The sequence below is a fragment of the Pseudosulfitobacter sp. SM2401 genome, from assembly GCF_042932805.1.
Taxonomy (GTDB): domain Bacteria; phylum Pseudomonadota; class Alphaproteobacteria; order Rhodobacterales; family Rhodobacteraceae; genus Ascidiaceihabitans.
The window spans coordinates 4,128,918-4,154,454 of record NZ_CP170633.1 but is presented as its reverse complement, the minus strand read 5'-3'; the positions used below and the strand labels follow the sequence as shown (position 1 = coordinate 4,154,454).

29 protein-coding genes are annotated in these 25,537 nt (G+C 53.0%); 3 read left to right on the top strand and 26 right to left on the bottom strand.

The window, feature by feature from the left end:
- Positions 1-46: 46 nt before the first annotated feature.
- Together rpsQ and rpmC are read right to left on the bottom strand one after the other, a co-directional pair.
- Entirely contained in the window at positions 47-277 is a 231-nt protein-coding gene (gene rpsQ / locus ACFIO0_RS20540; RefSeq protein ID WP_390912315.1) for a 30S ribosomal protein S17, read from the bottom strand.
- A gap of 11 nt (positions 278-288) precedes the next feature.
- Positions 289-492 (bottom strand): 50S ribosomal protein L29, encoded by a 204-nt coding sequence (gene rpmC / locus ACFIO0_RS20535; protein ID WP_390912314.1) that lies wholly within the window; start codon positions 490-492, stop codon positions 289-291.
- A 214-nt stretch (positions 493-706) separates the two neighbouring features.
- On the opposite strand from rpmC, the gene ACFIO0_RS20530 reads away from it, so the two are divergent.
- Positions 707-1,294, top strand: coding sequence for a thermonuclease family protein (locus ACFIO0_RS20530; RefSeq protein ID WP_390912313.1), 588 nt, complete (start codon positions 707-709; stop codon positions 1,292-1,294).
- A gap of 97 nt (positions 1,295-1,391) precedes the next feature.
- Here ACFIO0_RS20530 and ACFIO0_RS20525 read toward each other — a convergent pair whose 3' ends face one another.
- The 21 genes from ACFIO0_RS20525 to ACFIO0_RS20425 all read right to left on the bottom strand — a co-directional run bounded on the left by ACFIO0_RS20525 (position 1,392) and on the right by ACFIO0_RS20425 (position 17,872).
- Complete coding sequence (locus tag ACFIO0_RS20525; RefSeq protein ID WP_390912312.1) at positions 1,392-1,739, bottom strand: hypothetical protein; 348 nt, start codon at positions 1,737-1,739, stop codon at positions 1,392-1,394.
- 185 nt (positions 1,740-1,924) lie between these two features.
- On the bottom strand, positions 1,925-2,338 hold the full coding sequence (gene rplP, locus ACFIO0_RS20520; RefSeq protein ID WP_108829448.1) for a 50S ribosomal protein L16: 414 nt from the start codon (positions 2,336-2,338) through the stop codon (positions 1,925-1,927).
- A 15-nt stretch (positions 2,339-2,353) separates the two neighbouring features.
- Positions 2,354-3,061 carry a 30S ribosomal protein S3 gene (rpsC, locus tag ACFIO0_RS20515; RefSeq protein WP_390912311.1) on the bottom strand — a complete coding sequence of 236 codons (708 nt, stop codon included), beginning with the start codon at positions 3,059-3,061 and terminating at the stop codon, positions 2,354-2,356.
- A complete protein-coding gene (gene rplV / locus ACFIO0_RS20510) occupies positions 3,061-3,453 on the bottom strand; it encodes a 50S ribosomal protein L22 (protein ID WP_390912310.1) in 393 nt (130 codons plus the stop codon). The genes rpsC and rplV overlap by 1 nt, the downstream gene beginning before the upstream one ends.
- A complete protein-coding gene (gene rpsS, locus ACFIO0_RS20505; RefSeq protein ID WP_390912308.1) occupies positions 3,450-3,731 on the bottom strand; it encodes a 30S ribosomal protein S19 in 282 nt (93 codons plus the stop codon). The genes rplV and rpsS overlap by 4 nt, the downstream gene beginning before the upstream one ends.
- Before the next feature lie 3 nt (positions 3,732-3,734).
- Entirely contained in the window at positions 3,735-4,577 is an 843-nt protein-coding gene (gene rplB, locus ACFIO0_RS20500; protein ID WP_390912306.1) for a 50S ribosomal protein L2, read from the bottom strand.
- A gap of 254 nt (positions 4,578-4,831) precedes the next feature.
- Positions 4,832-6,199, bottom strand: a complete 1,368-nt coding sequence (locus ACFIO0_RS20495) for an MATE family efflux transporter (RefSeq protein ID WP_390912304.1) — start codon at positions 6,197-6,199, stop codon at positions 4,832-4,834.
- Between the two features lie 564 nt (positions 6,200-6,763).
- Positions 6,764-6,970 (bottom strand): cold shock domain-containing protein, encoded by a 207-nt coding sequence (locus ACFIO0_RS20490; RefSeq protein WP_390912302.1) that lies wholly within the window; start codon positions 6,968-6,970, stop codon positions 6,764-6,766.
- Positions 6,971-7,328: 358 nt separating this feature from the next.
- On the bottom strand, positions 7,329-8,036 hold the full coding sequence (locus ACFIO0_RS20485) for a hypothetical protein (protein WP_390912300.1): 708 nt from the start codon (positions 8,034-8,036) through the stop codon (positions 7,329-7,331).
- Between the two features lie 133 nt (positions 8,037-8,169).
- Positions 8,170-8,466: a 50S ribosomal protein L23 gene (locus ACFIO0_RS20480; protein ID WP_390912298.1), complete on the bottom strand. Its 297-nt coding sequence runs from the start codon at positions 8,464-8,466 to the stop codon at positions 8,170-8,172.
- Positions 8,463-9,080, bottom strand: a complete 618-nt coding sequence (gene rplD, locus ACFIO0_RS20475) for a 50S ribosomal protein L4 (RefSeq protein WP_390912296.1) — start codon at positions 9,078-9,080, stop codon at positions 8,463-8,465. The genes ACFIO0_RS20480 and rplD overlap by 4 nt, the downstream gene beginning before the upstream one ends.
- Positions 9,077-9,805: a 50S ribosomal protein L3 gene (gene rplC / locus ACFIO0_RS20470; RefSeq protein ID WP_390912294.1), complete on the bottom strand. Its 729-nt coding sequence runs from the start codon at positions 9,803-9,805 to the stop codon at positions 9,077-9,079. The genes rplD and rplC overlap by 4 nt, the downstream gene beginning before the upstream one ends.
- Positions 9,806-9,820: 15 nt before the next feature.
- On the bottom strand, positions 9,821-10,138 hold the full coding sequence (rpsJ, locus tag ACFIO0_RS20465; protein ID WP_005849850.1) for a 30S ribosomal protein S10: 318 nt from the start codon (positions 10,136-10,138) through the stop codon (positions 9,821-9,823).
- Positions 10,139-10,368: 230 nt separating this feature from the next.
- On the bottom strand, positions 10,369-11,136 hold the full coding sequence (locus tag ACFIO0_RS20460) for a hypothetical protein (protein WP_390912293.1): 768 nt from the start codon (positions 11,134-11,136) through the stop codon (positions 10,369-10,371).
- A complete protein-coding gene (locus ACFIO0_RS20455) occupies positions 11,114-12,181 on the bottom strand; it encodes a GSCFA domain-containing protein (RefSeq protein WP_390912291.1) in 1,068 nt (355 codons plus the stop codon). Before ACFIO0_RS20455 ends, ACFIO0_RS20460 begins: the two co-directional genes overlap by 23 nt.
- 194 nt (positions 12,182-12,375) lie before the next feature.
- Positions 12,376-13,551 carry an elongation factor Tu gene (gene tuf, locus ACFIO0_RS20450; protein WP_390912246.1) on the bottom strand — a complete coding sequence of 392 codons (1,176 nt, stop codon included), beginning with the start codon at positions 13,549-13,551 and terminating at the stop codon, positions 12,376-12,378.
- Between the two features lie 57 nt (positions 13,552-13,608).
- Positions 13,609-14,154 (bottom strand): hypothetical protein, encoded by a 546-nt coding sequence (locus tag ACFIO0_RS20445; protein ID WP_390912289.1) that lies wholly within the window; start codon positions 14,152-14,154, stop codon positions 13,609-13,611.
- A gap of 20 nt (positions 14,155-14,174) precedes the next feature.
- Positions 14,175-16,295 carry an elongation factor G gene (gene fusA / locus ACFIO0_RS20440; protein WP_390912287.1) on the bottom strand — a complete coding sequence of 707 codons (2,121 nt, stop codon included), beginning with the start codon at positions 16,293-16,295 and terminating at the stop codon, positions 14,175-14,177.
- Between the two features lie 15 nt (positions 16,296-16,310).
- Entirely contained in the window at positions 16,311-16,781 is a 471-nt protein-coding gene (gene rpsG / locus ACFIO0_RS20435) for a 30S ribosomal protein S7 (protein WP_390912285.1), read from the bottom strand.
- Positions 16,782-16,793: 12 nt separating this feature from the next.
- The gene (gene rpsL / locus ACFIO0_RS20430) at positions 16,794-17,165 is read right to left on the bottom strand and encodes a 30S ribosomal protein S12 (protein ID WP_089949183.1); all 372 of its coding nucleotides are present in this window, start codon (positions 17,163-17,165) and stop codon (positions 16,794-16,796) included.
- Positions 17,166-17,512: 347 nt separating this feature from the next.
- The gene (locus ACFIO0_RS20425; protein ID WP_390912283.1) at positions 17,513-17,872 is read right to left on the bottom strand and encodes a hypothetical protein; all 360 of its coding nucleotides are present in this window, start codon (positions 17,870-17,872) and stop codon (positions 17,513-17,515) included.
- Between the two features lie 233 nt (positions 17,873-18,105).
- Between ACFIO0_RS20425 and ACFIO0_RS20420 the strand changes: the two genes are divergently transcribed.
- Complete coding sequence (locus tag ACFIO0_RS20420) at positions 18,106-18,915, top strand: glycosyltransferase (protein ID WP_390912281.1); 810 nt, start codon at positions 18,106-18,108, stop codon at positions 18,913-18,915.
- A gap of 3 nt (positions 18,916-18,918) precedes the next feature.
- Positions 18,919-19,728, top strand: coding sequence for a glycosyltransferase (locus ACFIO0_RS20415; protein WP_390912279.1), 810 nt, complete (start codon positions 18,919-18,921; stop codon positions 19,726-19,728).
- On the opposite strand, the gene ACFIO0_RS20410 is transcribed toward ACFIO0_RS20415, so the two are convergent.
- The 3 genes from ACFIO0_RS20410 to rpoC all read right to left on the bottom strand — a co-directional run bounded on the left by ACFIO0_RS20410 (position 19,717) and on the right by rpoC (position 25,493).
- Positions 19,717-20,583 carry an EamA family transporter gene (locus tag ACFIO0_RS20410; protein WP_390912277.1) on the bottom strand — a complete coding sequence of 289 codons (867 nt, stop codon included), beginning with the start codon at positions 20,581-20,583 and terminating at the stop codon, positions 19,717-19,719. The two genes, ACFIO0_RS20415 and ACFIO0_RS20410, sit on opposite strands and share 12 nt — an antisense overlap.
- 93 nt (positions 20,584-20,676) lie before the next feature.
- Positions 20,677-20,988 carry a hypothetical protein gene (locus tag ACFIO0_RS20405; protein ID WP_390912275.1) on the bottom strand — a complete coding sequence of 104 codons (312 nt, stop codon included), beginning with the start codon at positions 20,986-20,988 and terminating at the stop codon, positions 20,677-20,679.
- Positions 20,989-21,248: 260 nt separating this feature from the next.
- Complete coding sequence (gene rpoC, locus ACFIO0_RS20400) at positions 21,249-25,493, bottom strand: DNA-directed RNA polymerase subunit beta' (protein WP_390912274.1); 4,245 nt, start codon at positions 25,491-25,493, stop codon at positions 21,249-21,251.
- Positions 25,494-25,537 lie beyond the last annotated feature (44 nt).

Below are 25,537 nucleotides of genomic sequence, written 5' to 3'. Positions count from 1 at the left end.
CGCGCCTGATCCCCAGGGTTTCGATTATACTGTTCGCGTTCGCAGCTTAGGCTGTGATCACTTCCCAGCGTTTTGTCTTTGAGCGTGGCGCGCATTCGATGATGCGTACGGAATCGCCAGTCTTAAAGGCATTCTTTTCATCGTGCGCCCGATATTTCTTGGACTTACGAATGGTTTTCTTCAGAACCGGGTGTGTAAAGCGACGCTCTACAGAAACGGTGACTGTCTGTTCGTTGGCATCAGAGGTCACTGTGCCGGTCAAAATACGCTTAGGCATAAGTGCTCTCCTTATTCAGACGCCGCAGCTGCGGCTTTTTGGTTCAGAATTGTTTTGATACGCGCAGCGCCGCGACGGGCTTTGCGGATTTGTGCAGGGTTTTCAAGAGAGCCTGTTGCTGCTTGGAAGCGCAGGTTAAAGCTTTCTTTCTTGGTCTCAGCCAGCTTTTCGCGCAGCTGATCCGGTGTCAGATCATGTAGTTCATTGGCGTTCATCGCCTGTTCCTTTCAACATCACCAGCGGGCCCCATGTGGGTGACCCTGATTCTGGTGGAGGTCATAGTAGATGGCTGCGTATAGGAGGGTTTCGGGTGTGGGGCAACCCCTAGCGGGCATCATCCAATCCCGACAGATCAGTACCTCAAAATATCCCGGTTGCGAATGGCGATCGGTACTGACTATTCTAAAAAAGTTAGTCGGTTGAGAGTTTATGGAATATTTATTTATAAGTCTGGTCGTTTTGGGTTTTGTCGTGTTCGCGGCGAACGGAATTTCGAAAGCAAATAGGCAACCACCACCGTTTGTCACACCGCCACCTCGGCCTCAACCAAAACCCAAAAAGCCAACGCCCTCACCGGCAAAACCATCTCAGCTGCAAAAACCAACCAAAATCGAAGACGACGAGGTCAAGCACGCCCCGCCCCCTGACATCCCAGCATCCCGCGAGCTAAATGGCCGTGCGTACGTGATCGACGGCGATACGATTGTCGTCAGCAAGATCAAAGTGCGCTTGGCCGGGATCGACGCACCCGAGTTAGATCAGCCGTGGGGGCAAAAATCCAAGTGGGAAATGGTGCGAATTTGTAAGGGGAATGTCTTGCGTGTCGAACTGACTGGCGAGACTTCATATGATCGTTTGGTTGGCACTGCCTATTTGGCGGATGGCAGAGATATCGGGGCGGAAATCGTTAAAGCAGGTTTAGCGTTGGATGGTGGGCATTACTCTAAAGGGAAATACCGTCATTTGGAGCAACCGGATATGCGGGCGAAATTAAAGCGGTATGGGGGCTGGCGATAATCTCGCAATTCAAACCGCAGGTTTGCCTTCGGCAAGACGGGGGATGTACGGACGCTGCCCAATCTTTGATTGGGCAAGATCTAAGCAACCCAGCCTATTACCAGAAACAAAATAGAGACGCTTCGTTCACCCAACACGCATCATAGCGCCTGAGATTGCGTTGGATGTTATGTGCATGAGATGCAAAAGATTCACCGTTCCAAATGATCACCCCTGATTGATTGTCCACAGTGAATGATCCCCAATACTCCATCCCGTCTGTCTGAAACTTAAAGGAACCTTCTTCGTCTGTTGCCTCAAACATGCACGGGCCATTCACGATAGTTTCGCCATTTTCAATTGCAACACACTGTGCAATTCGAGGCACATAGTTTTGTGCGTTAGATATGGAAAAACTTAACGATAAGACGAGAAAGGCAAATGCCGTTTGTATAATGAATTTCACGATTGGTCCTTTAAAAACTAATGCCTCAGGTTCACTGAATTCAATGAATGTTGCAACAAAATAACAAAAAGCCCCCACCGATCACTCGGCAGGGGCTTCTTTATAACTACTGTGCGGAACGGGCATTTATGAATAAATACCCTGCCTCCGCATCGCCAGCTCCGGCCTAGGCCGGAGCGACGTTTTTACCAGTCTTCGCGCACAACAACGCGCGTTTTGATTGGCAGTTTCATCGCTGCAAGACGCAGGGCTTCGCGAGCGATGTCGTCGTTGACGCCATCGATCTCGAACATCACGCGGCCTGGTTTGACCTTGGCTGCCCAACGGTCAACAGAACCTTTACCTTTACCCATACGAACTTCGATAGGTTTGGCTGTCACAGGTACGTCTGGGAAAATACGGATCCAGACGCGGCCCTGACGTTTCATGTGACGTGTCATCGCGCGGCGAGCCGCCTCGATTTGACGTGCTGTCACACGCTCAGGCTCTGTTGCCTTAAGACCATAAGTCCCAAAGTTCAGATCGGAACCGCCTTTAGCCAGACCCTTGATAGAGCCCTTAAACTGCTTGCGGAATTTGGTACGCTTTGGCTGAAGCATCTATATGCCCTCCTATCAGCGACGACCGCCAGCACCGCGAGGTGTTGGGCCGTCTTGGAGTTCTTGTGCTTTACGGTCACGCGCTGCTGGATCGTGTTCCATGATCTCGCCTTTAAAGATCCAGGTTTTGATCCCGATGATGCCATAAGCAGTCATCGCTTCAACGTGTGCGTAATCGATGTCGGCACGCAATGTGTGCAACGGAACGCGACCTTCACGGTACCATTCGGTACGCGCGATTTCCGCGCCGCCCAAACGACCGGCAAGGTTCACACGGATGCCCAAGGCCCCCATGCGCATCGCGTTTTGTACCGCACGCTTCATAGCGCGACGGAACGATACACGACGTTCCAGTTGCTGTGCGATGGATTCGCCAACAAGTGCTGCGTCCAGTTCCGGCTTGCGAACTTCAACAATGTTGAGGTGCAATTCGGAGGCAGTGAAATTCGCCAGCTTTTTGCGCAAACCTTCGATGTCCGCACCTTTTTTGCCGATGATTACACCTGGACGGGCTGTGTGGATCGTAACGCGGCACTTTTTGTGCGGACGTTCGATGATCACACGGGAAATACCCGCTTGAGCGCATTCTTTCTTGATGAATTCACGCATTTTCAGGTCTTCGAGCAACAGGTTGCCGTAGTCCTTGGTGTCCGCATACCAGCGGCTGTCCCAAGTACGGTTAACCTGAAGGCGCATCCCGATTGGATTTACTTTGTTACCCATTAGGCTTGCTCCCCTGTCACTTCTTCAACTTGACGCACTTTGATCGTGATCTCAGCAAAAGGCTTGAGGATCTTACCAAAACGACCACGGGCACGAGGGCGACCCCGTTTCATCGTCAGGTTTTTACCGACCCAAGCTTCGGCAACGATCAGTTCGTCGACGTCCAGGTTGTGGTTGTTTTCAGCGTTTGCAATTGCAGACTGTAGGCATTTTTTAACATCGCCAGCGATCCGTTTTTTGGAGAACGTCAGGTCCGTAAGGGCCTTGTCGACTTTCTTGCCACGGATCATTTGTGCAACCAGGTTCAGCTTCTGAGGGCTGGTGCGCAACATGCGTGTTTTTGCCATTGCTTCGTTATCAGCAACGCGGCGAGGGTTCTTATCCTTGCTCATTTGCGTTTCGCCTTCTTATCAGCGGCGTGACCATAGTAGGTCCGCGTCGGTGAAAACTCACCAAACTTTTGACCAATCATTTCCTCGGTGATGTTCACCGGGATATGTTTGTGGCCGTTATAGACGCCAAATGTGAGGCCCACAAACTGGGGCAGGATTGTTGAACGACGCGACCAGATTTTGATCACTTCGTTTTTGCGGCCGGATTCGCGAACTGCTTCTGCCTTTTTCAAGACATAGCTGTCGACGAATGGACCTTTCCATACGGAACGAGACATTAATTAACGCCCCTTCTTCTTGGCGTGACGCGAGCGGATGATCAGCTTTTGCGACGCTTTGTTCTTGTTGCGAGTACGTGCACCTTTGGTCGGCTTGCCCCATGGGGAAACCGGGTGACGACCACCTGAGGTCCGACCTTCACCACCACCGTGCGGGTGATCGATCGGGTTCATTACGACACCACGTACAGAAGGACGGATGCCCTTGTGACGCATACGGCCCGCTTTACCGAAGTTCTGGTTGGAGTTGTCAGGGTTAGACACGGCACCAACGGTGGCCATGCATTCTTGACGTACCAAACGCAGTTCGCCCGAAGACAAACGGATCTGAGCGTAACCGCCATCACGACCAACGAACTGGGCGTATGTACCGGCGGCACGTGCGATCTGACCGCCCTTGCCTGGCTTCATTTCGATGTTGTGGATGATCGTACCGATTGGCATGCCTGAGAACGGCATCGCGTTGCCCGGCTTAATGTCTGCCTTGGCAGATGCGATCACTTTGTCCCCAATGGCCAGGCGCTGTGGCGCAAGGATGTAGGCCTGTTCGCCGTCTTCGTATTTTACGAGAGCGATAAAGGCTGTCCGGTTAGGGTCATATTCGATGCGTTCGACCGTGGCCGAAACATCCATTTTATTACGCTTGAAATCGACGATACGATAGAGACGCTTGGCGCCCCCGCCTTTGCGGCGCATCGTAATCCGTCCGGTGTTGTTGCGGCCACCATTCTTGGTGAGACCTTCAGTCAGCGCCTTTACAGGGCGACCTTTCCACAGCTCCGAACGGTCGATCAGTACCAACCCGCGTTGGCCTGGCGTAGTCGGCTTATACGACTTTAGTGCCATGTTGATGTCTTCCGTTTGCTTGTGCAGCAGAACCCGATTGAGGGGCCTGCCGATGGTTATAGGGCCCCGAAGGTCCCCGTTTAGAGTGGCGTGATGGGTCAAGACCCACCTTACCGAGGTGTCCGTAAGGTGTGCGTGTCGCACACCATCCCGAACAACAACGAAGCCCCAGACGAATCTGGGGCTCTGCCGTTGGCTTCGTTTAGGTCAGAGGTGGGATAGGGTCAAGCCGTAAGACCGCAAAACCCGCCAAGTCAGGCCATTGCCGGACGCAATCCACCAATATGCTGTTTGGCGACCCCGTTTGCGACGATCAACGCGATGATCCAGCCACTGGTCACAGCCGTCGCAATCCCGAACCAGACGCCCCATACATCAAAGCCCATAAACCCGATAAACACCCAGATGAAAAACGCGACACCAAAGCCCTGGCGATAGATACTGATCCAAAGGGTCCAGATCGGACGTTGCAGGGCCTGCAACAGCGCGTTGATCGAAAACAGCATCATGTAGATCGGGAACAAAAACCCATCCACGCGCAAATAGCTGATGCCAACGGCAATCACTTCGGGATCATCCGTAAACAAGCGCATCGCAAAGCCCCCTGCAAACCACAGGGTCGGCGTCGCGATCAGGGTCATGGCAAAGCCCAGCTTCCAACAAAAGAACAGCGCCTCGCGCACACGATCAAATTGTTCTGCCCCAAAGTTCTGGCCCGCAATCGGCAGCAACGCCCCCGTCATGCCCAAAACCGGCAGCAGCAAGATCTGTTCGATCCGGAGCGCCACACCATAGGCCGCAATCGCACTGCCTCCGAACCCTTTGAGCGCAAATTGCACGACAAAGCCGGACACAAACATCACCATCATCGCCGTGCTTGCCGGCAGCAATTGCGCAATGATCGCGCGATAACTGGTCAAATCAGGCAAGAACTCGGTCCGCAGCACGCCGACCATCATGCCCAACCGGAACACGCGGGACAGGATAAACAGCATCACGCCAGTTTGGCTGAGCACGGTGGCGACAGCGATGCCATTGAACCCCATCCCATCCCACAGCCCCGGCACGCCATACATCATCAGCGGATTCAGCCCGATGTTGGCAACAAACGCGACCATCATCGCACGCTGCATCGACACGCTGTCGCCATGCGCCTGCAAGATACCGTTGCCACCATACGCGAGGAAAAATCCCGGCAACGCAAAGATCAGAACATTGAAATACCCAAGGGCCGCGTCACGATAACCGCCCGCTTCGGACACCAGCGCAATTAAGTGCGGCCCAATCAGCGCGCCGACACCCATCAGGGTCAGCGTTGCAAGAACACCGAAACTGATGCCCTGTGCGGCCAGCTTGCGCGTCCCCGAACTGTCCTTGCGCCCCTTGGCATTGCTGACCAACGCGCTGAGGGCGGAACCCAAACCAAACCCGATGGCCATGAGGATAAAGAACGCTTGGAAGCCGATCGCCAGACCCGCCTGCGCATCGGTCGACAACTGCCCCGCGTAATACACATCAACGACGTTATAGAGGGTCGAGAACAACATCCCCAACGCCGCAGGAATGGCGAGATTCTTGAAATGCAGCGCCATCGGGCCTGTGGTCAGATCGTCTTTGGCCATGTGGTGCGCCTTTGCGTTGAGGTCAGGGATAGCTATGCGGATCGCGACTTTGTGTGGCAAGAAGGAAAGTAATAAACTAAACCACTGGATTGCCGAACGTTCAGCGCGCCTCCAGCTTATCTTCCACACCAAGATAGACCTTCATAGGCTGGGACTTTGCAGTTGGCTTCCATCCGAATGCGAGCGCAGATCCAATTACTTTAGACACCAAAGAAGGCTGTATTGTACGCAAGTTCAAATTATCAGTGCCGGAAACTCGATCCAAAAACGATGGACATCAGAATTGATTAGAACCTCCAACACTTGTCCGTTTGAGGTGGCGCATCGGATCACCAGAACGACATGCTTGAGGTCCGGCGAAACCAGCCAACGATAAGGTTCGCCGTCCACAACGATTGGTCTGGATTTTTCTTTGAAAGCATTCGATCTCTTTAGCGATTGATCCAATAAGTTGTCAGTGTCTCATATTTTGGCAATTCAGTTTACCCAAATAAAAACGGGCCTGCCCTTTCGGACAAGCCCACTTAATTCACTCAAACAACGCCCCCTCAAGGGCGAACCGGCTTATGCCAGTTTGATGTTTGTCGCAGATTCGCGACCGTCGCGGCCTGCTTCGATGTCGAATGTGATTTTTTGGTCGTCTTGCAGACCTGTCAAACCAGCTTGCTCAACGGCAGAGATGTGTACGAATACATCTTTAGAGCCACCTTCTGGTGCTACAAAACCGAAACCTTTTGTGGAGTTGAACCACTTTACTGTACCTGAAGCCATTTTAGTATTCCTTATAAGTCTGCCCGCGGAATGCGGCAGGGCGGCTAAGTCATTGGAAAGATCGTAGACTGAGCCGTAAGGAGCAGTGATGACGATAGTCGTAACGTTGCAGGGCCGCGTTTGCGCCTATCTGGGGTGAATAGCAAGGGTTTATGTTGAGAGGACGCAGATGGGCGACAAAGCGCCGCGATTTGTGCGATGGGTGAACGACGGGCCGTGGGATGGCGCTGCGACATTCGGGCGTGGCACTTTATGGCCGCTGCTCACATCCCGAACTCTGTACGACAGCGCGGCTCTTTCAAAAGCGCCAGACGGTCCGCCACTAGCCCGAAGCCTACGACTTTATTCTGGATTAAGGTTAAACTTGTTCTTGTTCTTGTTCTTGTTCTTGTTCTTGTTCTTGTTGAGGCTGGTCTTCAACGAGCAAAAGTCTCAAGTGTTTTTTCAGATGAGCAATCGCTTTTTCCATAAAGAAGTGAAAACGGACTTCGTGCTTTTCTCCCTTAGTAAGGTTCTCATACTCCCAAAGCATCGCCTTGATTTGCAGATATTTCTCATCGCCTTCATCGGTTCTTTGAGTGAACGAATATGGTATGGCCCCTAGTACAGCCAGTGTAGCCCCAGCCGCCGTCACAGTGAATGGGTCAACAATGAGATGTCGATTTTCTAAGTCTCTCAGCTCGTTGGACAGCTTTTTCTCTGCATCTGGAATTTGAAGTTTCTTGACGGGAGCACCAAAATTTTTGCGAATTGCCTGAAATGAGCCTGGCTTCGATCTGACATATTGGCTACCCGCGTTCGAGAAATCGACTGGGTTGGCTGCTTTGAACTCAGCAAAATGACGCCCAATATAGTCGTCAATCTTTTTCAGTTCTGAAGGGAAATCCGTCCCCTTCCTATTTTCAAGGTGCCAAGTGTATGCAGCAAATACCAAAGGCCAGACGTAAACAGATTTTCCAGTGATAATATGAGAACATTCATCGCATTCAGCCTCATTAGGCCATGTTTTTGGGTTTGAAAGCGACAGGATTCCATATCCGAAGGGATTTACATCGAAAGCTATCATTCTGTTTTACCTTATAAATGCACTAGATACTCCTGCTCTTGTTAAACGCGAATTTTGGAAAACTCCACCCAACACAGAAAAACCCCGACTACTCTCGCAGCCGGGGTTTCCCAAACCGTTTATCACTTAACCCTTACAGGCCAGTGGATACGTCAATCGTGTTGCCCTCTTCGAGCGTCACATAGGCTTTCTTCACGTCTTTGCGGCGGCCAAGGCCCCCACGGAAACGCTTGGTTTTACCTTTGGTGATTGTCGTGTTGACCGCTTTGACCTTTACACCAAACAAAGCTTCGACAGCTTCTTTGATCTGTGGCTTGTTGCTGCTGATTTCCACTTCGAAAACCACTGCGCCATTTTCGGACGCCATTGTGGCTTTTTCGGTGATGATCGGCTTGCGGATCACATCGTAATGTTCTGCTTTGGCGCTCATTTCAAACGGGCCTCCAGTGCTTCGATCCCGGCTTTGGTGATCACGAGTGTATCACGCTTCAGGATGTCATAGACGTTTGCACCCATTGTCGGCAGGATATCCAGACCTTCAATGTTGCGCGACGCTTGCAGGAAATCTTCGTTGACAGAAACGCCATCGATAACCAACGCGCGCTTCCAACCCAAGGCCTTGACCTGTTTTGCCAGCGCGGATGTTTTACCGTCAGAGTTCGCGTCGTCCAAGATAACCAATTCACCCGCTTTAAACTTTGCGGACAGTGCGTGGCACAATCCCAGTTTGCGGAACTTCTTGGTCAGATCGTGGCCGTGGGACCGGGATACCGGACCCTTGTAAACGCCACCACCGCGAAAGATCGGAGCAGAACGTGCACCGTGACGTGCGCCGCCGGTACCTTTCTGACGATAGATCTTCTTGGTAGAATAGTTCACTTCGGAACGTGTCTTAACTTTGTGCGTGCCGGCTTGGGCGCCATTGCGCTGCCAACGGACCACACGGTGCAGGATGTCTGCGCGTGGCTCGTGGCCGAACAGGGCCGCGTCCAAGTCAACAGAACCGGCTTTGGAGCCGTCCAGTTTGATCACATCAAGTTTCATGCTTCACCACCTTCCGCAGGTGCTTCTGTCGCCGGAGCTTCAGTTACAGCTGCCGATTTCAGAGCGGCCGGGAACGGCACGCCATCTGGCAATTTCTTTTTCACAGCGTCTTTGACTGTAACCCAACCACCTTTGGAGCCAGGAACAGCGCCTTTGATCATGATCAAGCCACGATCCACGTCTGTTTTGACAACTTCAAGGTTCTGAGTGGTAACACGAGCAGCGCCCATGTGACCGGCCATTTTCTTGCCTTTGAAAACCTTACCCGGATCCTGACATTGGCCAGTAGAACCGTGCGAACGGTGCGAGATCGAAACACCGTGTGTCGCGCGCAAACCACCAAAGTTGTGACGCTTCATGGCACCTTGGAAACCTTTACCAATGGATGTGCCTGTCACGTCAACTTTTTGACCGTCAAGGTAATGCTCAGCAGACAGCTCTTCGCCGACGCTGATCAGGTTGTCTGCGGACACGCGAAATTCAACCAGCTTGCGCTTTGGTTCAACTTTTGCAGCGGCATAGTGGCCACGCATCGCTTTGCTGACGCGTTTGACTTTCGCCGTGCCAGCACCAAGCTGAACAGCGGTATAGCCATCACGTTCGATTGTCCGTTGTGTCACGACTTGCAGGCCGTCCATTTGCAAAACGGTAACAGGGATCTGTTTGCCGTCTTCCATGAACAAGCGTGTCATGCCGAGTTTCTTTGCGAGAATTCCAGAGCGCATATTCTATACCCTCCTTTAAGACTGCAGCTTGATCTCGACGTCCACACCGGCCGCAAGATCGAGCTTCATCAGCGCGTCAACGGTTTGTGGAGTCGGATCAACGATATCCAGCAGGCGCTTGTGCGTGCGGATTTCGAACTGGTCACGGGATTTCTTATCTACGTGTGGACCACGCAGAACAGTGAATTTTTCGATTTTGTTCGGAAGCGGGATAGGCCCGCGAACAGATGCACCAGTGCGTTTGGCGGTGTTTACGATCTCTTGTGTGGACGCATCCAGCACACGATAATCAAACGCCTTCAAACGGATGCGGATGTTTTGGCTTTGTGCCATGTATCATCATCCCTTGGATTGGGATTGCAACGGAGAGGAGGACGGGCGCTCATCGCACACCCTCATCGCGTATAGTTTTGCGAAACTAAATGAGGGGCACGCATGACGTACCCCTGTTCCGTAAGCGCGCGTATAGGCCGAGTCGGGATGGCTGGCAAGAGGGGAATCCATCGCAACCGCGACAATCCCACCTCCTAAGCCACAGACCTTTGGATACGTAAAAGCCGGCCCTACGCCGCCTGTGCAGCGGGCTGGATCAAAGGCCAAACATCCTGCATCCAACGCGCTGCAAACGCCGGGCACTTATGGCCAGCATCGTCATCTTCAAGCGCATTTTCACGGGCAAATTCATTCTTTGTCAAACTGCCTCGAATGACGGTGTCTTCGGGCTGGGGAACAAGCGTAATTCCGTCATCACCAGCAACCGACACCAAGGCATCCCAAAGCATCGCGCGCTGCTCTGGCGTGGCTTTTTCCGCACCGGGGTAGGCATCAAAGAAACGGCTTTTAACAGACAAATCACGAATGCCATCCGTATAAAACGGCGACGGAACATAGATTACTTCGCACCCTGCGATCGCAGCCTTTCCAGCAATGCGAAACATTCGGGTGTTATTCAAAAACAACCGCGCGCCCGCCTTCACGACTGCGGCACTGGGCATCTGTCCGTTTTCATCAATCCAGTCGAGGTAGCTGCCAAAAAATTCTGCCACTCGCAACCGCGCGCCATAAAAGACCAACGTGTCAAAATCGTCCGGCGCAATGAACGCGCGCTCATTTCCATTTATCGCGAGCGCCATATCAAGCGCGTCGCCGGTCGCGTGAATTGCCCCGTCTTGCCAATCAATTTGGCGAAATGCCGGACCAGTAGCACCCCAATACTCTACCTCAACGCCGGTCGGCAATGACGTCAGATTTTCTTCCAGCGCAATCCGCAAACTGCCCATTTGACTGTCGCCAAGAAAACAAACGCGCTTAGGTTCTTGGTGCAAAGGCATGAAGCAGCTCCTCCTCACATTTGATATCCTGCTCTTCGGACTCTGCAATAATGGGTATGGCGACTTTGGCGGCCTGCTTTTTATCGCCTCCAAAGGTCCGCTGCTGATCCGCAAAGAAATGGCTCATGACCGTATTCACACCTTCAGGCACCACAGAGCGCATGTTGGGGGCAAAGAACATGCCACGAAAGATCGGGTGCGTGATAATTTCAAACGAGGGAAAGTAATCGACGAACCAAAAATCCTCGGCCGCCTGCCCCGCAACCGCGCGCAGAACAGATTTGGAATACTGTGTGGCGGTCAATACGTGTTTGCCCGACGCGGTTGCCGTCAGGGGCACAGGTGACACCGTCAGCAGAACCTTGATTTTGGGGTTTTTAGACTTGAGAAGCTTTAGCGATTTGGTCAACGCGCGCATGGTCTGGCGCGTCGTTGCATTGGAAAACGCATGTACAGATGAGTCAAACGTGCCCGCAACCGTACCGGGGCATAACGCGTATTCAAGACCGGTCTCGCGGTTCATCCAACGCTCTGTAAGCCCAAGCGTAAAGACAAAAACATTCGCCGTTTCCACGGCCTTTCGCAAAGACGCGTAGGTCACAGCCCGTGCTGCCCACACCTCGTCCTCAGAAGCAAATCCACCGGGTTCGATCGCAGGGCGAAGCGGATCATAGAACCGGCCATTCTTTTCCCAGATTTCGCGAACCTCTTCGCGCAACCCATACGCCAGCTCTAACCACTGCAACAAAATTGAAGGCGTATAAATGTTACCCGTGCGAAAGCTGAACACACCGTATCCATAGTGGCGCGCCTCTTGGCCTAAGACAAAAGGCGGCGCGGGTTCGCAATCGACCCACTGATAACCACGGTTCGCCAGGGCATTGCCAATATGCTGAGCAAAGCAAGATCCCGCAGTCACAATGCGATGATTGGGTTTGATTTGAAACTTTGGCGACCAAAGTCCCGTTAGGCCATGAGCGCCGGGTTCTGCGACAGCAGATTTCCAATAGGCCTCAGGCCCCATATTTTCATAGGGGTGTGTCAATGTTTTGCCTGCCTCGAACTTTTTTATATTTTTTAGTAAGTTAGCGAGCAGGCTGAAACATCGCAACTAAATCTTGAACCCTACCAAATCTGGCAGATTCTCTGTTGCTTTTGATGCCACAGCAAAAGGCCGCTGATTTCTCAGCGGCCTTTGTTGTATCACGAGGGATGTGCCACAGGCACACCTTACCCGATTTACTCAGTGATTTTGGACACCACGCCGGCACCGACTGTGCGGCCACCTTCGCGGATCGCAAAGCGCAGGCCTTGCTCCATGGCGACTGGAGCGATCAGTTCAACGTCGAACTTCAAGTTGTCGCCCGGCATTACCATTTCCGTGCCTTCTGGAAGCTGAACTGTGCCCGTTACGTCCGTTGTGCGGAAGTAAAACTGTGGACGGTAGTTCGCGAAGAATGGCGTGTGACGGCCACCTTCTTCTTTGCTCAAGATGTACGCTTCGGCTTCGAATTTCGTGTGTGGCTTAACCGAACCCGGCTTGCACAAAACTTGACCGCGCTCAACGCCTTCACGGTCAACACCGCGCAACAATGCACCAATGTTGTCGCCCGCTTGGCCGGAATCGAGCAGCTTGCGGAACATTTCTACGCCCGTGCAAGTTGTCTTTTTCGTGTCACGAATACCAACGATTTCAATCTCTTCGCCAACGTTGATCACGCCGCGCTCAACGCGACCAGTCACAACCGTACCACGACCAGAGATCGAGAATACATCTTCGACCGGCATCAGGAACGGCTGGTCAACAGCGCGCTCTGGTGTCGGGATGTAATCGTCAACCGCGGCCATCAAAGCGCGGATCGAGTTTTCGCCAATCGCTTCATCGCGACCTTCCATGGCTGCCAAAGCAGAACCAGGAATGACCGGAATGTCGTCGCCAGGATATTCGTATTTGCTGAGCAACTCACGGATTTCCATTTCAACCAATTCCAACAACTCTTCGTCGTCAACTTGGTCAACTTTGTTCATGTAAACAACCATGTGCGGGATGCCAACTTGGCGACCCAACAAGATGTGCTCACGCGTTTGTGGCATCGGGCCGTCAGCCGCGTTCACAACCAGGATCGCGCCGTCCATTTGGGCAGCACCGGTGATCATGTTTTTCACGTAGTCCGCGTGGCCAGGGCAATCAACGTGGGCGTAGTGACGGTTTTCCGTCTCATACTCAACGTGTGCGGTAGAGATCGTGATCCCACGCGCTTTTTCTTCGGGCGCGCCGTCAATCTGGTCATACGCTTGGAAATCGCCAAAATACTTGGTGATCGCCGCCGTCAGCGTCGTTTTACCGTGGTCAACGTGGCCAATCGTGCCGATGTTAACGTGCGGTTTATTACGTTCAAACTTTTCCTTAGCCATGATGGCCTCCATTCATTGTCGGTCTCGGATCACCGAGAACGAATACTGTTTTAGACTTTAGAAGCCCGCCACGACCTGTGTGGCGAACCCTTTGATAAGTGTGTCTACATCCGCGCCAGACTCTTGATCAGCAGAGTTACGACCGGCGTTGATCAAGAGACCAATTGGAATACCGTTAAAGCTGGCACCCGTATTTTTCGCTTGATCGAAGTACCGGACCGGAACGGGTCCCTTAAGAACCGTCCCGTTAGAGGCAACAATCGACATTTGTCCGTTGATCGCATTCACGCCACCAAAAGAGCGACCGTCAGCTCCTTTTAGTTGCATTTCTGTGACCGACACGATGGCACGCGCGTTTTGCGCCCCACCGGGTTTCGACTTGGCGTATTCAGTCGCAGTTGCGCTGACACGTGCCAAAACGGAATCGCGCAAGGCCTTGTCTTCGAAGCGGCCTTTCACTGTTGCACCTTCTGCCAGTTTCAAAGTCACCTTTGAAACTGTATATGCAGCTGGTGCAGAGACCGTTGGTTGGCCCCCAGTGTCGCCCATGCAGCCTGCCAAAAGCAGCGCCGCACCAAGCATCGCAAAACGTCGAGTATGCATCGTTTCGTATCCCTAACCGCTTACGCGAACTTCGCTTGGATTTCGTCAGAGATGTTCGACGGAACCGGCTCGTAGTGACCGAACTGCATGGTAAAGTTCGCACGACCAGAAGACATCGAACGCAACGTGTTGATGTAACCGAACATGTTGGCCAAAGGCACTTGCGCGTCGATGGCAATCGCATTGCCGCGTGTGTCTTGACCCAGAACTTGACCGCGACGAGACGTCAGATCGCCAATGATGCCACCAGTGTATTCGTCTGGTGTTACAACTTCGACTTTCATGATCGGCTCAAGCAGCTTCGCACCCGCCATGCGCATACCTTCACGCATACACATACGACCCGCGATTTCAAACGCCAGTACGCTAGAGTCAACGTCGTGGTATTTGCCCTCGAGCAAAGCAACTTTGAAATCGATGACCGGGAAGCCAGCCAGAGGGCCGCTGTCCATAACCGATTTGATGCCTTTTTCGACGCCAGGAATAAATTCCTTAGGCACGGACCCACCAACAACACGCGATTCAAACGAGTAACCTTCGCCAGGCTCTGTCGGAGAGATCAGCAATTTCACTTCGCCGAACTGACCAGAACCACCGGACTGTTTCTTGTGCGTGTAAGAGTGCTCTACTTCGTGGCCGATGGTCTCACGGTAGGCCACTTGTGGCGCACCAATGTTCGCTTCGACTTTGAATTCGCGCTTCATACGGTCGACAAGGATGTCGAGGTGAAGTTCGCCCATGCCACGCATGATTGTCTGACCGGATTCAAAGTCAGTTTCAACGCGGAAGGATGGATCCTCAGCTGCCAAACGTGCCAGCGCGATACCCATTTTCTCTTGGTCAGCCTTGGTTTTAGGCTCAACGGCGATCTCGATCACAGGATCAGGGAACGTCATTGTTTCCAGAACGACAGGGGCGTTGATCGCGCAAAGCGTATCACCGGTTGTCGTGTCTTTCAGGCCGCCAAGCGCGATAATATCACCAGCGAATGCTTCGGTGATTTCATCACGGTCGTTGGAGTGCATGATCATCATGCGGCCAACGCGCTCTTTTTTGCCTTTGGTCGAGTTCAAGAAGCTATCGCCTTTGGCCATCGTGCCAGAGTAGATGCGCGTGAACGTCAAGGAACCAACGAAGGGGTCATTCCAGATCTTGAATGCAAGTGCAGAGAACGGCATTTCATCATCCGCACGGCGCGGGATGTTGCGTGTTTCTGTTTCGTCACCTGGCTCAAAGCCCATGTAATCGACAACGTCCAACGGGGACGGCAAAAAGTCGATAACAGCGTTCAACAATGGCTGGACGCCTTTGTTTTTGAACGCCGAACCACACAAGATCGGGATAAACTTGATCGCGATAGTACCCGCACGGATAAGACGACGCAAAGTTGCTTCGTCCGGCTCAGCGCCGTCCATCAGGTATTTTTCCATCTCGTCGTCGTCCATTTCGACGGCGATTTCGATCATGTTTGCGCGCCATTTGTCGGCCTGCTCTTTGAGCTCTGGACGAATTTCGCGAAGTTCCCAGGATGCGCCGAGGTCTTCACCGGCCCATACCCATTCTTTCATGGTGATCAGATCGACCATGCCTTCCAACTCGGTTTCAGCCCCGATTGGGATCTGAATCGGGCATGGGATAGCACCAACACGGTCTTTGATCATTTCGACGCAGTTAAAGAAGTCCGCGCCGATTTTGTCCATTTTGTTGACAAAAACGATACGTGGAACTTTGTAACGGTCGGCCTGACGCCAAACTGTTTCAGTCTGTGGCTCAACACCAGCGTTCGCATCAAGAACAGCAACCGCGCCATCAAGAACCGCCAAGGAACGTTCAACTTCGATGGTGAAGTCAACGTGGCCCGGTGTGTCGATGATGTTCATACGGTGCTTTTCAGAGTCAGGCGTTACGCCGTCTTCTGTGCGTTCCCAGAACGTTGTTGTCGCCGCAGACGTGATAGTAATACCGCGCTCTTGCTCTTGTTCCATGTGGTCCATGGTGGCGGCGCCATCGTGAACTTCACCGATGTTGTGGGATTTGCCCGTGTAGAACAGGATGCGTTCTGAACACGTGGTTTTGCCCGCATCGATGTGTGCCATGATGCCGAAGTTGCGGTAGCGGTCGAGTGGATATTCGCGTGCCATAGTGGTGCGTTCCTCTTACCAGCGGTAGTGGCTGAAAGCTTTGTTCGCTTCGGCCATTTTGTGGGTGTCTTCGCGCTTTTTCACAGCTGTGCCGCGGGACTGTACGGCGTCCATCAGCTCGCCTGCGAGGCGCTCTTCCATTGTGTTTTCGTTGCGCGAACGGGCCGCTTTGATCAACCAACGGATGGCCAATGCTTGGCGACGCTCTGGGCGCACTTCGACTGGAACCTGATAGGTGGCACCACCAACGCGACGTGAACGCACTTCGACGGACGGCTGGATGTTTTCCAGCGCTTCGTGAAACACTTCGACAGGTGCGCGTTTGATTTTTGTCTCAACACGCTCAAGCGCGTTATAGACGATGCGTTCTGCTGTAGATTTTTTACCATCTACCATCAGGTTATTCATGAATTTCGACAAAATCATATCACCAAACTTAGCGTCTGGCAGGATTTGACGTTTTTCAGCGGCGTGACGACGTGACATCTGCTGATCTCCTTATTTAGGACGCTTGGCGCCGTATTTCGAACGACGTTGTTTACGATCTTTGACGCCCTGAGTATCCAGAACACCGCGCAGGATGTGGTAACGCACACCGGGAAGGTCTTTTACACGACCGCCGCGGATCAGGACAACAGAGTGCTCCTGAAGGTTGTGGCTTTCACCCGGGATGTAGGAGATGACTTCGAAACCGTTGGTCAGGCGAACCTTGGCAACTTTCCGCATCGCGGAGTTTGGTTTCTTTGGTGTCGTTGTATAAACGCGCGTACATACGCCACGTTTTTGAGGACACTGTTCCAAGTGCTGCGACTTGGATGTTTTACGCTTTGGCTGACGCGGCTTGCGGATCAGCTGTTGGATCGTTGGCATTGGCGGTTATTCCCCGTTTAGCACATACTTTTGCAAAGGCGCGTGCCCCTGCGGCGAAATTCTACATGACTGGATTTGCTAAAAACAAAGATCGGTACGCGGTGTACCGAATTCGCAAAGCAAAAAGACCGCGACGTTCCCGTACCGAGGAAAACGTTGCGGTGGGTTTTCAGAGGATCGGCCCAGCATTAGGACGGATCTTGACCACTTCAGACATGATTTCGGTCACAACAGGGAAACCCCCATCACCGAGATAGCGCGCGTATATGGGGAGTCGCTTGAGGTGTCAACAGGCGCAAGCGTTATGTCCCATGCCCAAGAAAAGTCCTAAACCAAACATAGGCTTGTTACTTTGACTTATAGGGCGGATTGAACTTGCTTTCAAATCCGTCCGCGTCGTAAACGGTTTCCACTCGGTAAAGCGGGACGTGCAAATTCATACATAGTTTGTATTGGGCGTCTCGCAGTTGAACATTCCCTTGCGCACCTCGCCCGTCTCTTTTGAACTGTCCAGCGAGAATTTTATAGTAGTATTCTTTGTCCACAAAAACTGTCTGTTTGTGGTGTTCCTTTATTTCTTGCCATACGGAATACGTGATTTTTTCTGAATATGTGGGGCCTGCATTGTCATTTGGCCCACACCAAAATGCAAAATCATCCACACAGGTCGTCACCCAATACCAAAGTCGTCGTGCGTCTGGCGACATATCAGCGCCTCCTTTGTTAAATGAAAAAATCATATGGACAAACCATTTCGGTTTCAACCTGGACATCCGGTTTCGATTGAATCGACCATGAATTCAAAAGCTTCCGTTTTCGTGAGGCCCTTTACCAACCGCCGCGTCTTGATGTTCACAAACGCAACTTGCTTCATTGCGTCTTGCTTTTTCCCCACCCCCACTCGCATATTCGTTTCATAACCACACAAGGACCGTCACACATGCTTCAAGCCATAGGATTGTGCCGGTTTTCCTACCCTGCCCTCGGCGGTTTTCAAGTCGAACACGAAACCATCGAAGAACGCATCGCCTATCTGTACGAAGAAAAGCGGCTAGAGGAACGGTTTCAATTGTTCGAAACCGTCGCCCTGCCCTGCCTCAAAGCGCAGACGGATCCCAACTTTGATCTGATCATTGTTGTTGGCAATCAGTTCCCGAAACAGCACATGGACCGGATGCACGACATCACCGCTGGCATGCCGCAGGTCCAGATCCAGGAACACGAACCCGCCAAACAGCGCGAGCGGATGAAAGATATCATGCGCGCCGCGCGTCGCGATAAATCCAAACCTGTGCTGCATTTTCGCTATGACGATGATGATGCTGTCGCCATCGACCTTGTCGAAAAACTGCGCGAAGCGGCAGAGGATACCGAGGGGCTATGTGACAAACATCGCGCTGTCGCATTTGATTGGCACAAGGGTTATGTGGCGGAATTTGGGGCGGATGGCATCGCGGCTGTGGAAATGGACCGGCTGCACTACGTCGCATCACTGGGCGTGCGTATTCAGGCCAACGACGGGCTGACAATCATGAACTTTGCCCATGAGAAAATTAACAAATTCATGCCAGTGGTGTCCTACCCGGACGAACAAATGTGGGTGCGCTCGCACAATGGTTTTAACGACTCGCGCCAGAAAAAGGTGAAACCGGTCTCTGTAACGCCTTTAACCGGTGAACAAGAACTCGAATTTGTGAACCGATTTGCTATCAATGCGGATGTCATCCGTGAAACTTTTTCCAAAGGCTAAACTATGCAAACGATTGGCCTTTGTAGATTTTCCTACCTCGGTGACGGCGGTTTTCAGACCATGCATGACACCCTCGCAGACCGAGAGGCGTTTTTGTACAACGCCGACAGGTTGGAACAACGGTTCAGGTTTTTTGAAACGATGACGCTGCCGTCGGTTCGCGGGCAAACTGATCCGGATTTCAAATTCCTGATCGTGATCGGCGAACGGTTTCCCGACGCGTTTCGCAGGCGTTTGGACACCCTGATCGCTGACATCCCGCAAGCCATCATTCAGGTCCATGCCCCTGACCGCCACCGCACGGTTATGGCCACGGCCGTGAATTCGATCCGCGAATTTGATGGCAAACATTGCATTCAGTTCCGCTTGGATGATGACGACGCGATGGCGGTTACCTTTGTTGAAAAGGCCAAGGCGGTCGCTGAGTTGGCCCTGCCAATGATGTTAACCCGCAAGGTGTTCGCTATCGATTTTGTCCAGGGGTTCAAGGCGCGTATGGGTCCTCTCGGGATCGAAGCGATGGAGCACCGCCAGCTGTCTCTTGGGATCGCCCAAGCCTTGGTGCTATCACCGCGCGTCCCCAAAACCGTCATGAACTACGGGCATCACAAGCTGTGGCACGGGATGCCAACGCTGACCTTTGCTGACGATAATATGTGGGCGCGCGGCTACAATGATTTCAACGACTCCATGCAAAAACCGGGGCACGAAGTTCAACCGATGGAACTGCTGGACACCGCTGGCGAGGATCATTTTCGCGATACCTTCAACATCGACGCAGATCACGTGCGACGGGTGTTTTCAGGCGCGTGATGCGTGACGTTCGCGGTAAAGGGTGAACAGCCCGGTCCCCACAACGATCGCGGCACCGACCAACGTGATTGTGTCCGGCCATTCGTCAAACAAAAACCAACCAGCAAGCAGCGCAAACACCAAACTGACATAGCGAAACGGCGCGATAAATCCGACGTCACCTGCGCGCATGACCTGGATGGAAAAGAAATAGCCACCCAAGATGCAAAAGGATGAACCGACAATCATCCACAGGTTTGGCACGCTGATCGCCACCCACGGATTGGTCAACGTCACCAGTCCGGAAAATGCCATGACCGCAAACGACACGACAAACGTCACCGTCATCGATGGGACATCTTTGCTGAGCTGGCGGGTGACGAGATCGCGGATTGTCACGCACATCATCGCGCAAAGGGCGTAGACGGACCACACGTTAAACCCTTCGGCACCGGGTCTGACGATCAGCAGCATGCCGCAAAATCCAATGGCGATGGCGATCATGCGGCGCCATCCGATGACTTCGCTAAAGAATATTGCAGCACCCAGCGTCACTGTCAGCGGCAAGATTTGCAAAATCGCTGTGATGTTGGCCAATGGCATATGGAAGAGCGCAGTTAGAAAGAAATACGCGGTCGCGATTTCAGCCACACAACGGATAGCGACAATGATCCAATCACTGCGCCGCAGGTCAAATCGGAGCGCGCCCAGATACCGCGCAAAGCCCAGCACCATAAGCGTCGAAAGTATCCCGCGCAGGAACAAAAATTGGAACAGCGGCACGGCACCGCCGGTCAGTTTCACAAAAATATCGTTGGCAGTGAATGCGGCCATCGAGGCCATCATCAGCAGCGCGCCGGTCATATTTGGAGACATGCCTGAGCGCCTTTGAGTTGCGAGGTCTAATCGCTACACAACACCGACAGCGGCCAAAAGAAAAGGCCTCGTGTTTTACGACGAGGCCTATTTTTACAATGTCGGGGCGCATCCCCAATGTGCGTTCGGCTGGCCAATGTGATGCGGATTCTGGATCAGATACCACGTGGACACACCACCCGGAGGATTGGCGCGCGAATAGGAACAACCGTCAGATGTCGTGAACCACTGACCAACGTAGGACGCAGGCGGGCGATTGTAGACCCGTTTGTGCCCTCCATTGGCGGATGCAAGTTGGACGTTGTTTGTCTCAAACATGTTCAAAATTCTGTCACCAATGCCCGCGTGAGCAGTGGTAGAAGTGACAGCCAACAAAACTGCGGCGGATACGGCTTTCTTAAACATTTGTAGTCTCCTTTGTGATTTAGTCGACCCTGAGTGGGTGTGTGTTCTGAGGATCAATTCACAAGGTTTACGTGTTCAAAGCTGGCAATGATTGCGGCAGGACAGTGCAACTTCATTCAGAATAATTTGAAATTGTTGCTTAACTTTAGATAAATCCGGCGGATTACGACCGCGCTGCGGCGCTCGCCGTACCACACAAAAAAGCCCCCGCATCCGTTGCGGGATGCGAGGGCCAAATTTAGGTCTGAAAACGTGTCGCTTTAGTCGCGGCTGTCTTCGTCCGTTGTGATCACTGTGTCGAACACATCACCACCAACCACGTCTGTCGCTGCAGGGGCTGCCAAACGGGCGGCCTCTTCGGCTTCTTCGCGGCGGGCTTCAATGACCACGTTGTCACGGTCTGTGGCAACAGCGCGCATTTGCATGGTCGCGCCACCCGTCCCGGCAGGGATCAAACGACCCACGATTACGTTTTCCTTGAGGCCAACCAGTTTGTCGCGTTTGCCCTGAACCGAGGCTTCGGTCAGAACGCGGGTTGTTTCTTGGAACGACGCAGCCGAGATGAACGAACGTGTCTGCAAGGACGCTTTGGTGATGCCCAACAGGATCGGTTCGCCTTTGGCTTCGCGACCTTTCTTGGACAGTGCCTTTTCGTTGGCGGCCATGAACTCTTGCTTGTCTACATGTTCGCCCTTCAGCATCGTGGTGTCGCCAGAATCCTGGACTTCCCACTTTTGCAGCATTTGGCGGACGATGACTTCGATGTGTTTGTCGTTAATTTTCACACCTTGCAGGCGGTAAACGTCCTGCACTTCGTCGATCATGTAGTTCGCAAGCGCCTCTACTCCCATAACCGCAAGAATATCGTGCGGGGCCGGGTTGCCGTCCATGATGTAGTCACCCTTCTTGATGAAGTCACCTTCAGCAACAGGGATGTGCTTGCCCTTGGGCACCATGTACTCGACCTTGTGATCCGGATCTTCGGATGACTCGATCGCGATGCGACGCTTGTTTTTGTAGTCCTTGCCGTAGCGCACATAACCATCGATTTCCGCGATGATCGCGTGATCTTTTGGACGACGTGCTTCGAACAATTCCGCAACCCGCGGCAAACCACCGGTAATGTCCTTGGTCTTGGAACCTTCACGCGGGATACGCGCGACGATTTCACCGGCAACGATTTCCTGGCCGTCCTCAATGGACAGAACCGCATCCACAGACATCGGATAGGTCACAGGGTTGCCCGCGTCATTGCGCACTGGCTCGCCGTCTTTGTCGACCAAGATGATCTCTGGTTTCAGTTCGTTGCCTTTGGCCGCAGAGCGCCAGTCGATGACGATCTTTTGGGTCATGCCTGTCGCATCATCGGTTTCGTCACGGATTGCGATCCCGCTGACAAGGTCAACGAATTTCGCAGTACCGGATTTCTCCGCGATCATCGGCAATGTGTACGGATCCCATTCGAACATTTTGTCGCCGGCGGCAATGTCTTGGCCGTCTGTGACAAACAGTTTGGAACCATAGCCGATTTTGTGGCTGGCACGCTCGTCGCCGTTTTCATCGACAATGGACAACTTCATGTTGCGGCCCATGACCATGATTTCGCCGTTGGCATTTTTCAAAGTTTGCGCGCTTTCGAACACAACCTTACCCGCTTGGGACGCCTCGAGGAACGACTGTTGGCCACCCTGTGCAACGCCGCCAATGTGGAACGTCCGCATTGTCAGCTGCGTACCCGGTTCACCGATGGATTGGGCAGCAATAATGCCGACCGCTTCGCCAGTGTTTACCCGTGTACCGCGTGCAAGGTCGCGACCGTAGCATGTTGCGCAAACGCCTTCTTCGGCCTCGCACGTCAATGGGCTACGGATGCGTGCAGAGGCAACGCCGGCTTTGTCGATGGCGTCTGCCATGTGCTCGTCGATCAATGTGCCATGCGCGATGAGTACCTCGTCCGTACCCGGCTTCAGCAGATCTTCGGCCACAACACGACCCAACAGGCGATCGGCGAGGGACGAGACAACTTCGCCATCGTTGATCGCTGCCACGGCTGTGATCGAATTTTCAGTGCCACAGTCGATCATGCGAACGATACAGTCTTGCGCCACGTCAACCAAACGACGGGTCAAGTAACCCGAGTTCGCCGTTTTCAGAGCCGTATCAGACAGACCTTTACGTGCACCGTGCGTCGAGTTGAAGTACTCGAGAACGGTCAGGCCTTCTTTAAAGTTCGAGATGATCGGCGTTTCGATGATGTCACCGTTTGGTTTCGCCATCAGACCGCGCATACCGCCCAGCTGTTTCATCTGCGTCACAGACCCACGCGCACCAGAGTGGGCCATCATGTAAACCGAGTTCGGCTCCATTTCAGCGCCCGCTTCGTTGTGGCGTGTGTCAGAAATCGCACCCATCATCGCGTCGGTGACTTTGTCGTTACACTTTGACCAAGCATCGACAACTTTGTTGTACTTTTCGCCCTGAGTGATCAGGCCGTCCATGTACTGTTGTTCGAAATCTTTGACCTGATCGCGCGTTTCATCAACCAGTGGCCATTTGCTATCAGGGATCAGCATGTCGTCTTTACCAAACGAAATACCGGCCTTGAACGCTTCGCGGAAGCCCAGCGTCATGATGTGGTCACAGAAGATAACCGACTCTTTCTGACCGCAATAACGGTAGACCGTATCGATGACCTGCTGCACTTCTTTCTTGCGCAGCAAACGGTTGACCAGCTCGAACGGAGCCTTGGCATTCAGCGGTAACAGCGCGCCCAAACGGATACGACCAGGTGTGGTTTCAAAGCGTTGCATCACTTCGTTACCTTCCTCGTCGATCTGCGGAAGACGGGCAGTGACGCGGGCGTGCAAGTGCACCTCGCCGGAATCCAGCGCGTGCTGAACTTCGTCGATCGAGGAGAAGACCATGCCTTCGCCCTTCATGCCAGCGCGATCAAGCGTCGTGTAGTACAGACCCAAAATCATGTCCTGTGACGGAACAATGATCGGCGCGCCGTTGGCAGGCGACAGAACGTTGTTCGTGGACATCATCAAAACGCGCGCTTCGAGTTGCGCTTCCAAAGACAACGGAACGTGGACCGCCATTTGGTCACCGTCGAAATCCGCGTTAAACGCAGAACACACCAGCGGGTGCAGCTGGATCGCTTTACCTTCGATCAGGACCGGTTCGAACGCCTGGATGCCCAAACGGTGCAAGGTCGGCGCACGGTTCAACATGACCGGGTGTTCGCGAATAACCTCGTCCAAGATATCCCACACTTCGGGACGCTCTTTTTCGACCAGCTTCTTGGCTTGTTTGACGGTCGAAGACAGACCTTTGGCTTCAAGACGCGAATAGATGAACGGCTTGAACAGTTCCAAAGCCATCTTTTTCGGCAAGCCACACTGGTGCAGCTTCAGCTCAGGCCCCGTCACAATCACCGAACGACCGGAAAAGTCGACGCGTTTGCCCAAAAGGTTCTGACGGAAACGACCTTGCTTACCCTTCAGCATGTCGGACAGTGATTTCAACGGACGTTTGTTGGCGCCCGTAATCACACGGCCACGACGGCCGTTGTCAAACAACGCATCCACAGATTCCTGCAACATCCGCTTTTCGTTGCGCACAATAATATCAGGCGCGCGCAGTTCGATCAGACGTTTCAGACGATTGTTCCGGTTGATCACACGGCGATACAGATCGTTCAGATCGGACGTCGCAAAACGACCACCATCCAGCGGCACCAGCGGGCGCAATTCTGGCGGGATCACCGGGATCACGGTCAGAACCATCCACTCCGGACGGTTGCCGGATTCAAGGAAGGATTCCACAACTTTCAGCCGTTTGATGATCTTCTTGGGCTTCAACTCACCAGTCGCTTCGGCCAAATCGGCGCGCAGCTGGTCAGCTTCGGCTTCAAGATCGATCGCCGCCAGCATTTCGCGGATCGCTTCGGCACCGATGTTGGCGGTGAAGGCGTCCATGCCGTAGGCGTCTTGGGCGTCCATGTACTCTTCTTCGGACATCATCTGACCGTAGGACAGTTCCGTCAGACCGGGTTCGATCACAACGTAGTTTTCAAAGTACAAAACACGTTCCAGATCACGCAATGTCATGTCCAGCATCAGGCCGATGCGGGATGGCAGCGACTTCAGGAACCAGATGTGTGCAACGGGTGCGGCCAATTCGATGTGGCCCATACGCTCGCGACGTACTTTTTGCAGCGTGACTTCGACACCACATTTTTCGCAGACAACGCCGCGATATTTCATGCGTTTGTATTTGCCGCAGAGGCATTCGTAGTCTTTGATCGGGCCAAAGATACGCGCGCAGAACAGGCCATCACGCTCGGGCTTGAACGTCCGGTAGTTGATGGTTTCCGGCTTTTTGATCTCACCAAAAGACCACGACAAGATGCGCTCTGGCGATGCCAAAGACACTTTGATCTCGTCGAAGGTTTTCACCGGTGCGATCGGGTTAAACGGGTTGTTTGTCAGTTCCTGGTTCATTTTCAAATCCTTGAAAGGGAGGCATTAGAAGGTCGAGTTTCGGT

What these genes read in the sequence shown, in the direction of transcription:
- ACFIO0_RS20410 (WP_390912277.1), bottom strand. Translation starts at nt 20,583, where the DNA reads ATGTCTCCAAATATGACCGGCGCGCTGCTGATGATGGCCTCGATGGCC.
- ACFIO0_RS20445 (WP_390912289.1), bottom strand. Translation starts at nt 14,154, where the DNA reads ATGCATACTCGACGTTTTGCGATGCTTGGTGCGGCGCTGCTTTTGGCA.
- rplV (WP_390912310.1), bottom strand. Translation starts at nt 3,453, where the DNA reads ATGAGCAAGGATAAGAACCCTCGCCGCGTTGCTGATAACGAAGCAATG.
- ACFIO0_RS20460 (WP_390912293.1), bottom strand. Translation starts at nt 11,136, where the DNA reads ATGCCTTTGCACCAAGAACCTAAGCGCGTTTGTTTTCTTGGCGACAGT.
- rpsG (WP_390912285.1), bottom strand. Translation starts at nt 16,781, where the DNA reads ATGTCACGTCGTCACGCCGCTGAAAAACGTCAAATCCTGCCAGACGCT.
- ACFIO0_RS20490 (WP_390912302.1), bottom strand. Translation starts at nt 6,970, where the DNA reads ATGGCTTCAGGTACAGTAAAGTGGTTCAACTCCACAAAAGGTTTCGGT.
- rplC (WP_390912294.1), bottom strand. Translation starts at nt 9,805, where the DNA reads ATGCGCTCTGGAATTCTCGCAAAGAAACTCGGCATGACACGCTTGTTC.
- rplP (WP_108829448.1), bottom strand. Translation starts at nt 2,338, where the DNA reads ATGCTTCAGCCAAAGCGTACCAAATTCCGCAAGCAGTTTAAGGGCTCT.
- ACFIO0_RS20405 (WP_390912275.1), bottom strand. Translation starts at nt 20,988, where the DNA reads ATGTTTAAGAAAGCCGTATCCGCCGCAGTTTTGTTGGCTGTCACTTCT.
- rpmC (WP_390912314.1), bottom strand. Translation starts at nt 492, where the DNA reads ATGAACGCCAATGAACTACATGATCTGACACCGGATCAGCTGCGCGAA.
- rpsL (WP_089949183.1), bottom strand. Translation starts at nt 17,165, where the DNA reads ATGCCAACGATCCAACAGCTGATCCGCAAGCCGCGTCAGCCAAAGCGT.
- rpoC (WP_390912274.1), bottom strand. Translation starts at nt 25,493, where the DNA reads ATGAACCAGGAACTGACAAACAACCCGTTTAACCCGATCGCACCGGTG.
- ACFIO0_RS20495 (WP_390912304.1), bottom strand. Translation starts at nt 6,199, where the DNA reads ATGGCCAAAGACGATCTGACCACAGGCCCGATGGCGCTGCATTTCAAG.
- ACFIO0_RS20420 (WP_390912281.1), top strand. Translation starts at nt 18,106, where the DNA reads ATGCTTCAAGCCATAGGATTGTGCCGGTTTTCCTACCCTGCCCTCGGC.
- ACFIO0_RS20480 (WP_390912298.1), bottom strand. Translation starts at nt 8,466, where the DNA reads ATGAGCGCCAAAGCAGAACATTACGATGTGATCCGCAAGCCGATCATC.
- rplD (WP_390912296.1), bottom strand. Translation starts at nt 9,080, where the DNA reads ATGAAACTTGATGTGATCAAACTGGACGGCTCCAAAGCCGGTTCTGTT.
- ACFIO0_RS20485 (WP_390912300.1), bottom strand. Translation starts at nt 8,036, where the DNA reads ATGATAGCTTTCGATGTAAATCCCTTCGGATATGGAATCCTGTCGCTT.
- ACFIO0_RS20530 (WP_390912313.1), top strand. Translation starts at nt 707, where the DNA reads ATGGAATATTTATTTATAAGTCTGGTCGTTTTGGGTTTTGTCGTGTTC.
- rpsJ (WP_005849850.1), bottom strand. Translation starts at nt 10,138, where the DNA reads ATGGCACAAAGCCAAAACATCCGCATCCGTTTGAAGGCGTTTGATTAT.
- rpsQ (WP_390912315.1), bottom strand. Translation starts at nt 277, where the DNA reads ATGCCTAAGCGTATTTTGACCGGCACAGTGACCTCTGATGCCAACGAA.
- rpsC (WP_390912311.1), bottom strand. Translation starts at nt 3,061, where the DNA reads ATGGGTAACAAAGTAAATCCAATCGGGATGCGCCTTCAGGTTAACCGT.
- tuf (WP_390912246.1), bottom strand. Translation starts at nt 13,551, where the DNA reads ATGGCTAAGGAAAAGTTTGAACGTAATAAACCGCACGTTAACATCGGC.
- ACFIO0_RS20415 (WP_390912279.1), top strand. Translation starts at nt 18,919, where the DNA reads ATGCAAACGATTGGCCTTTGTAGATTTTCCTACCTCGGTGACGGCGGT.
- rpsS (WP_390912308.1), bottom strand. Translation starts at nt 3,731, where the DNA reads ATGTCTCGTTCCGTATGGAAAGGTCCATTCGTCGACAGCTATGTCTTG.
- rplB (WP_390912306.1), bottom strand. Translation starts at nt 4,577, where the DNA reads ATGGCACTAAAGTCGTATAAGCCGACTACGCCAGGCCAACGCGGGTTG.
- fusA (WP_390912287.1), bottom strand. Translation starts at nt 16,295, where the DNA reads ATGGCACGCGAATATCCACTCGACCGCTACCGCAACTTCGGCATCATG.
- ACFIO0_RS20425 (WP_390912283.1), bottom strand. Translation starts at nt 17,872, where the DNA reads ATGTCGCCAGACGCACGACGACTTTGGTATTGGGTGACGACCTGTGTG.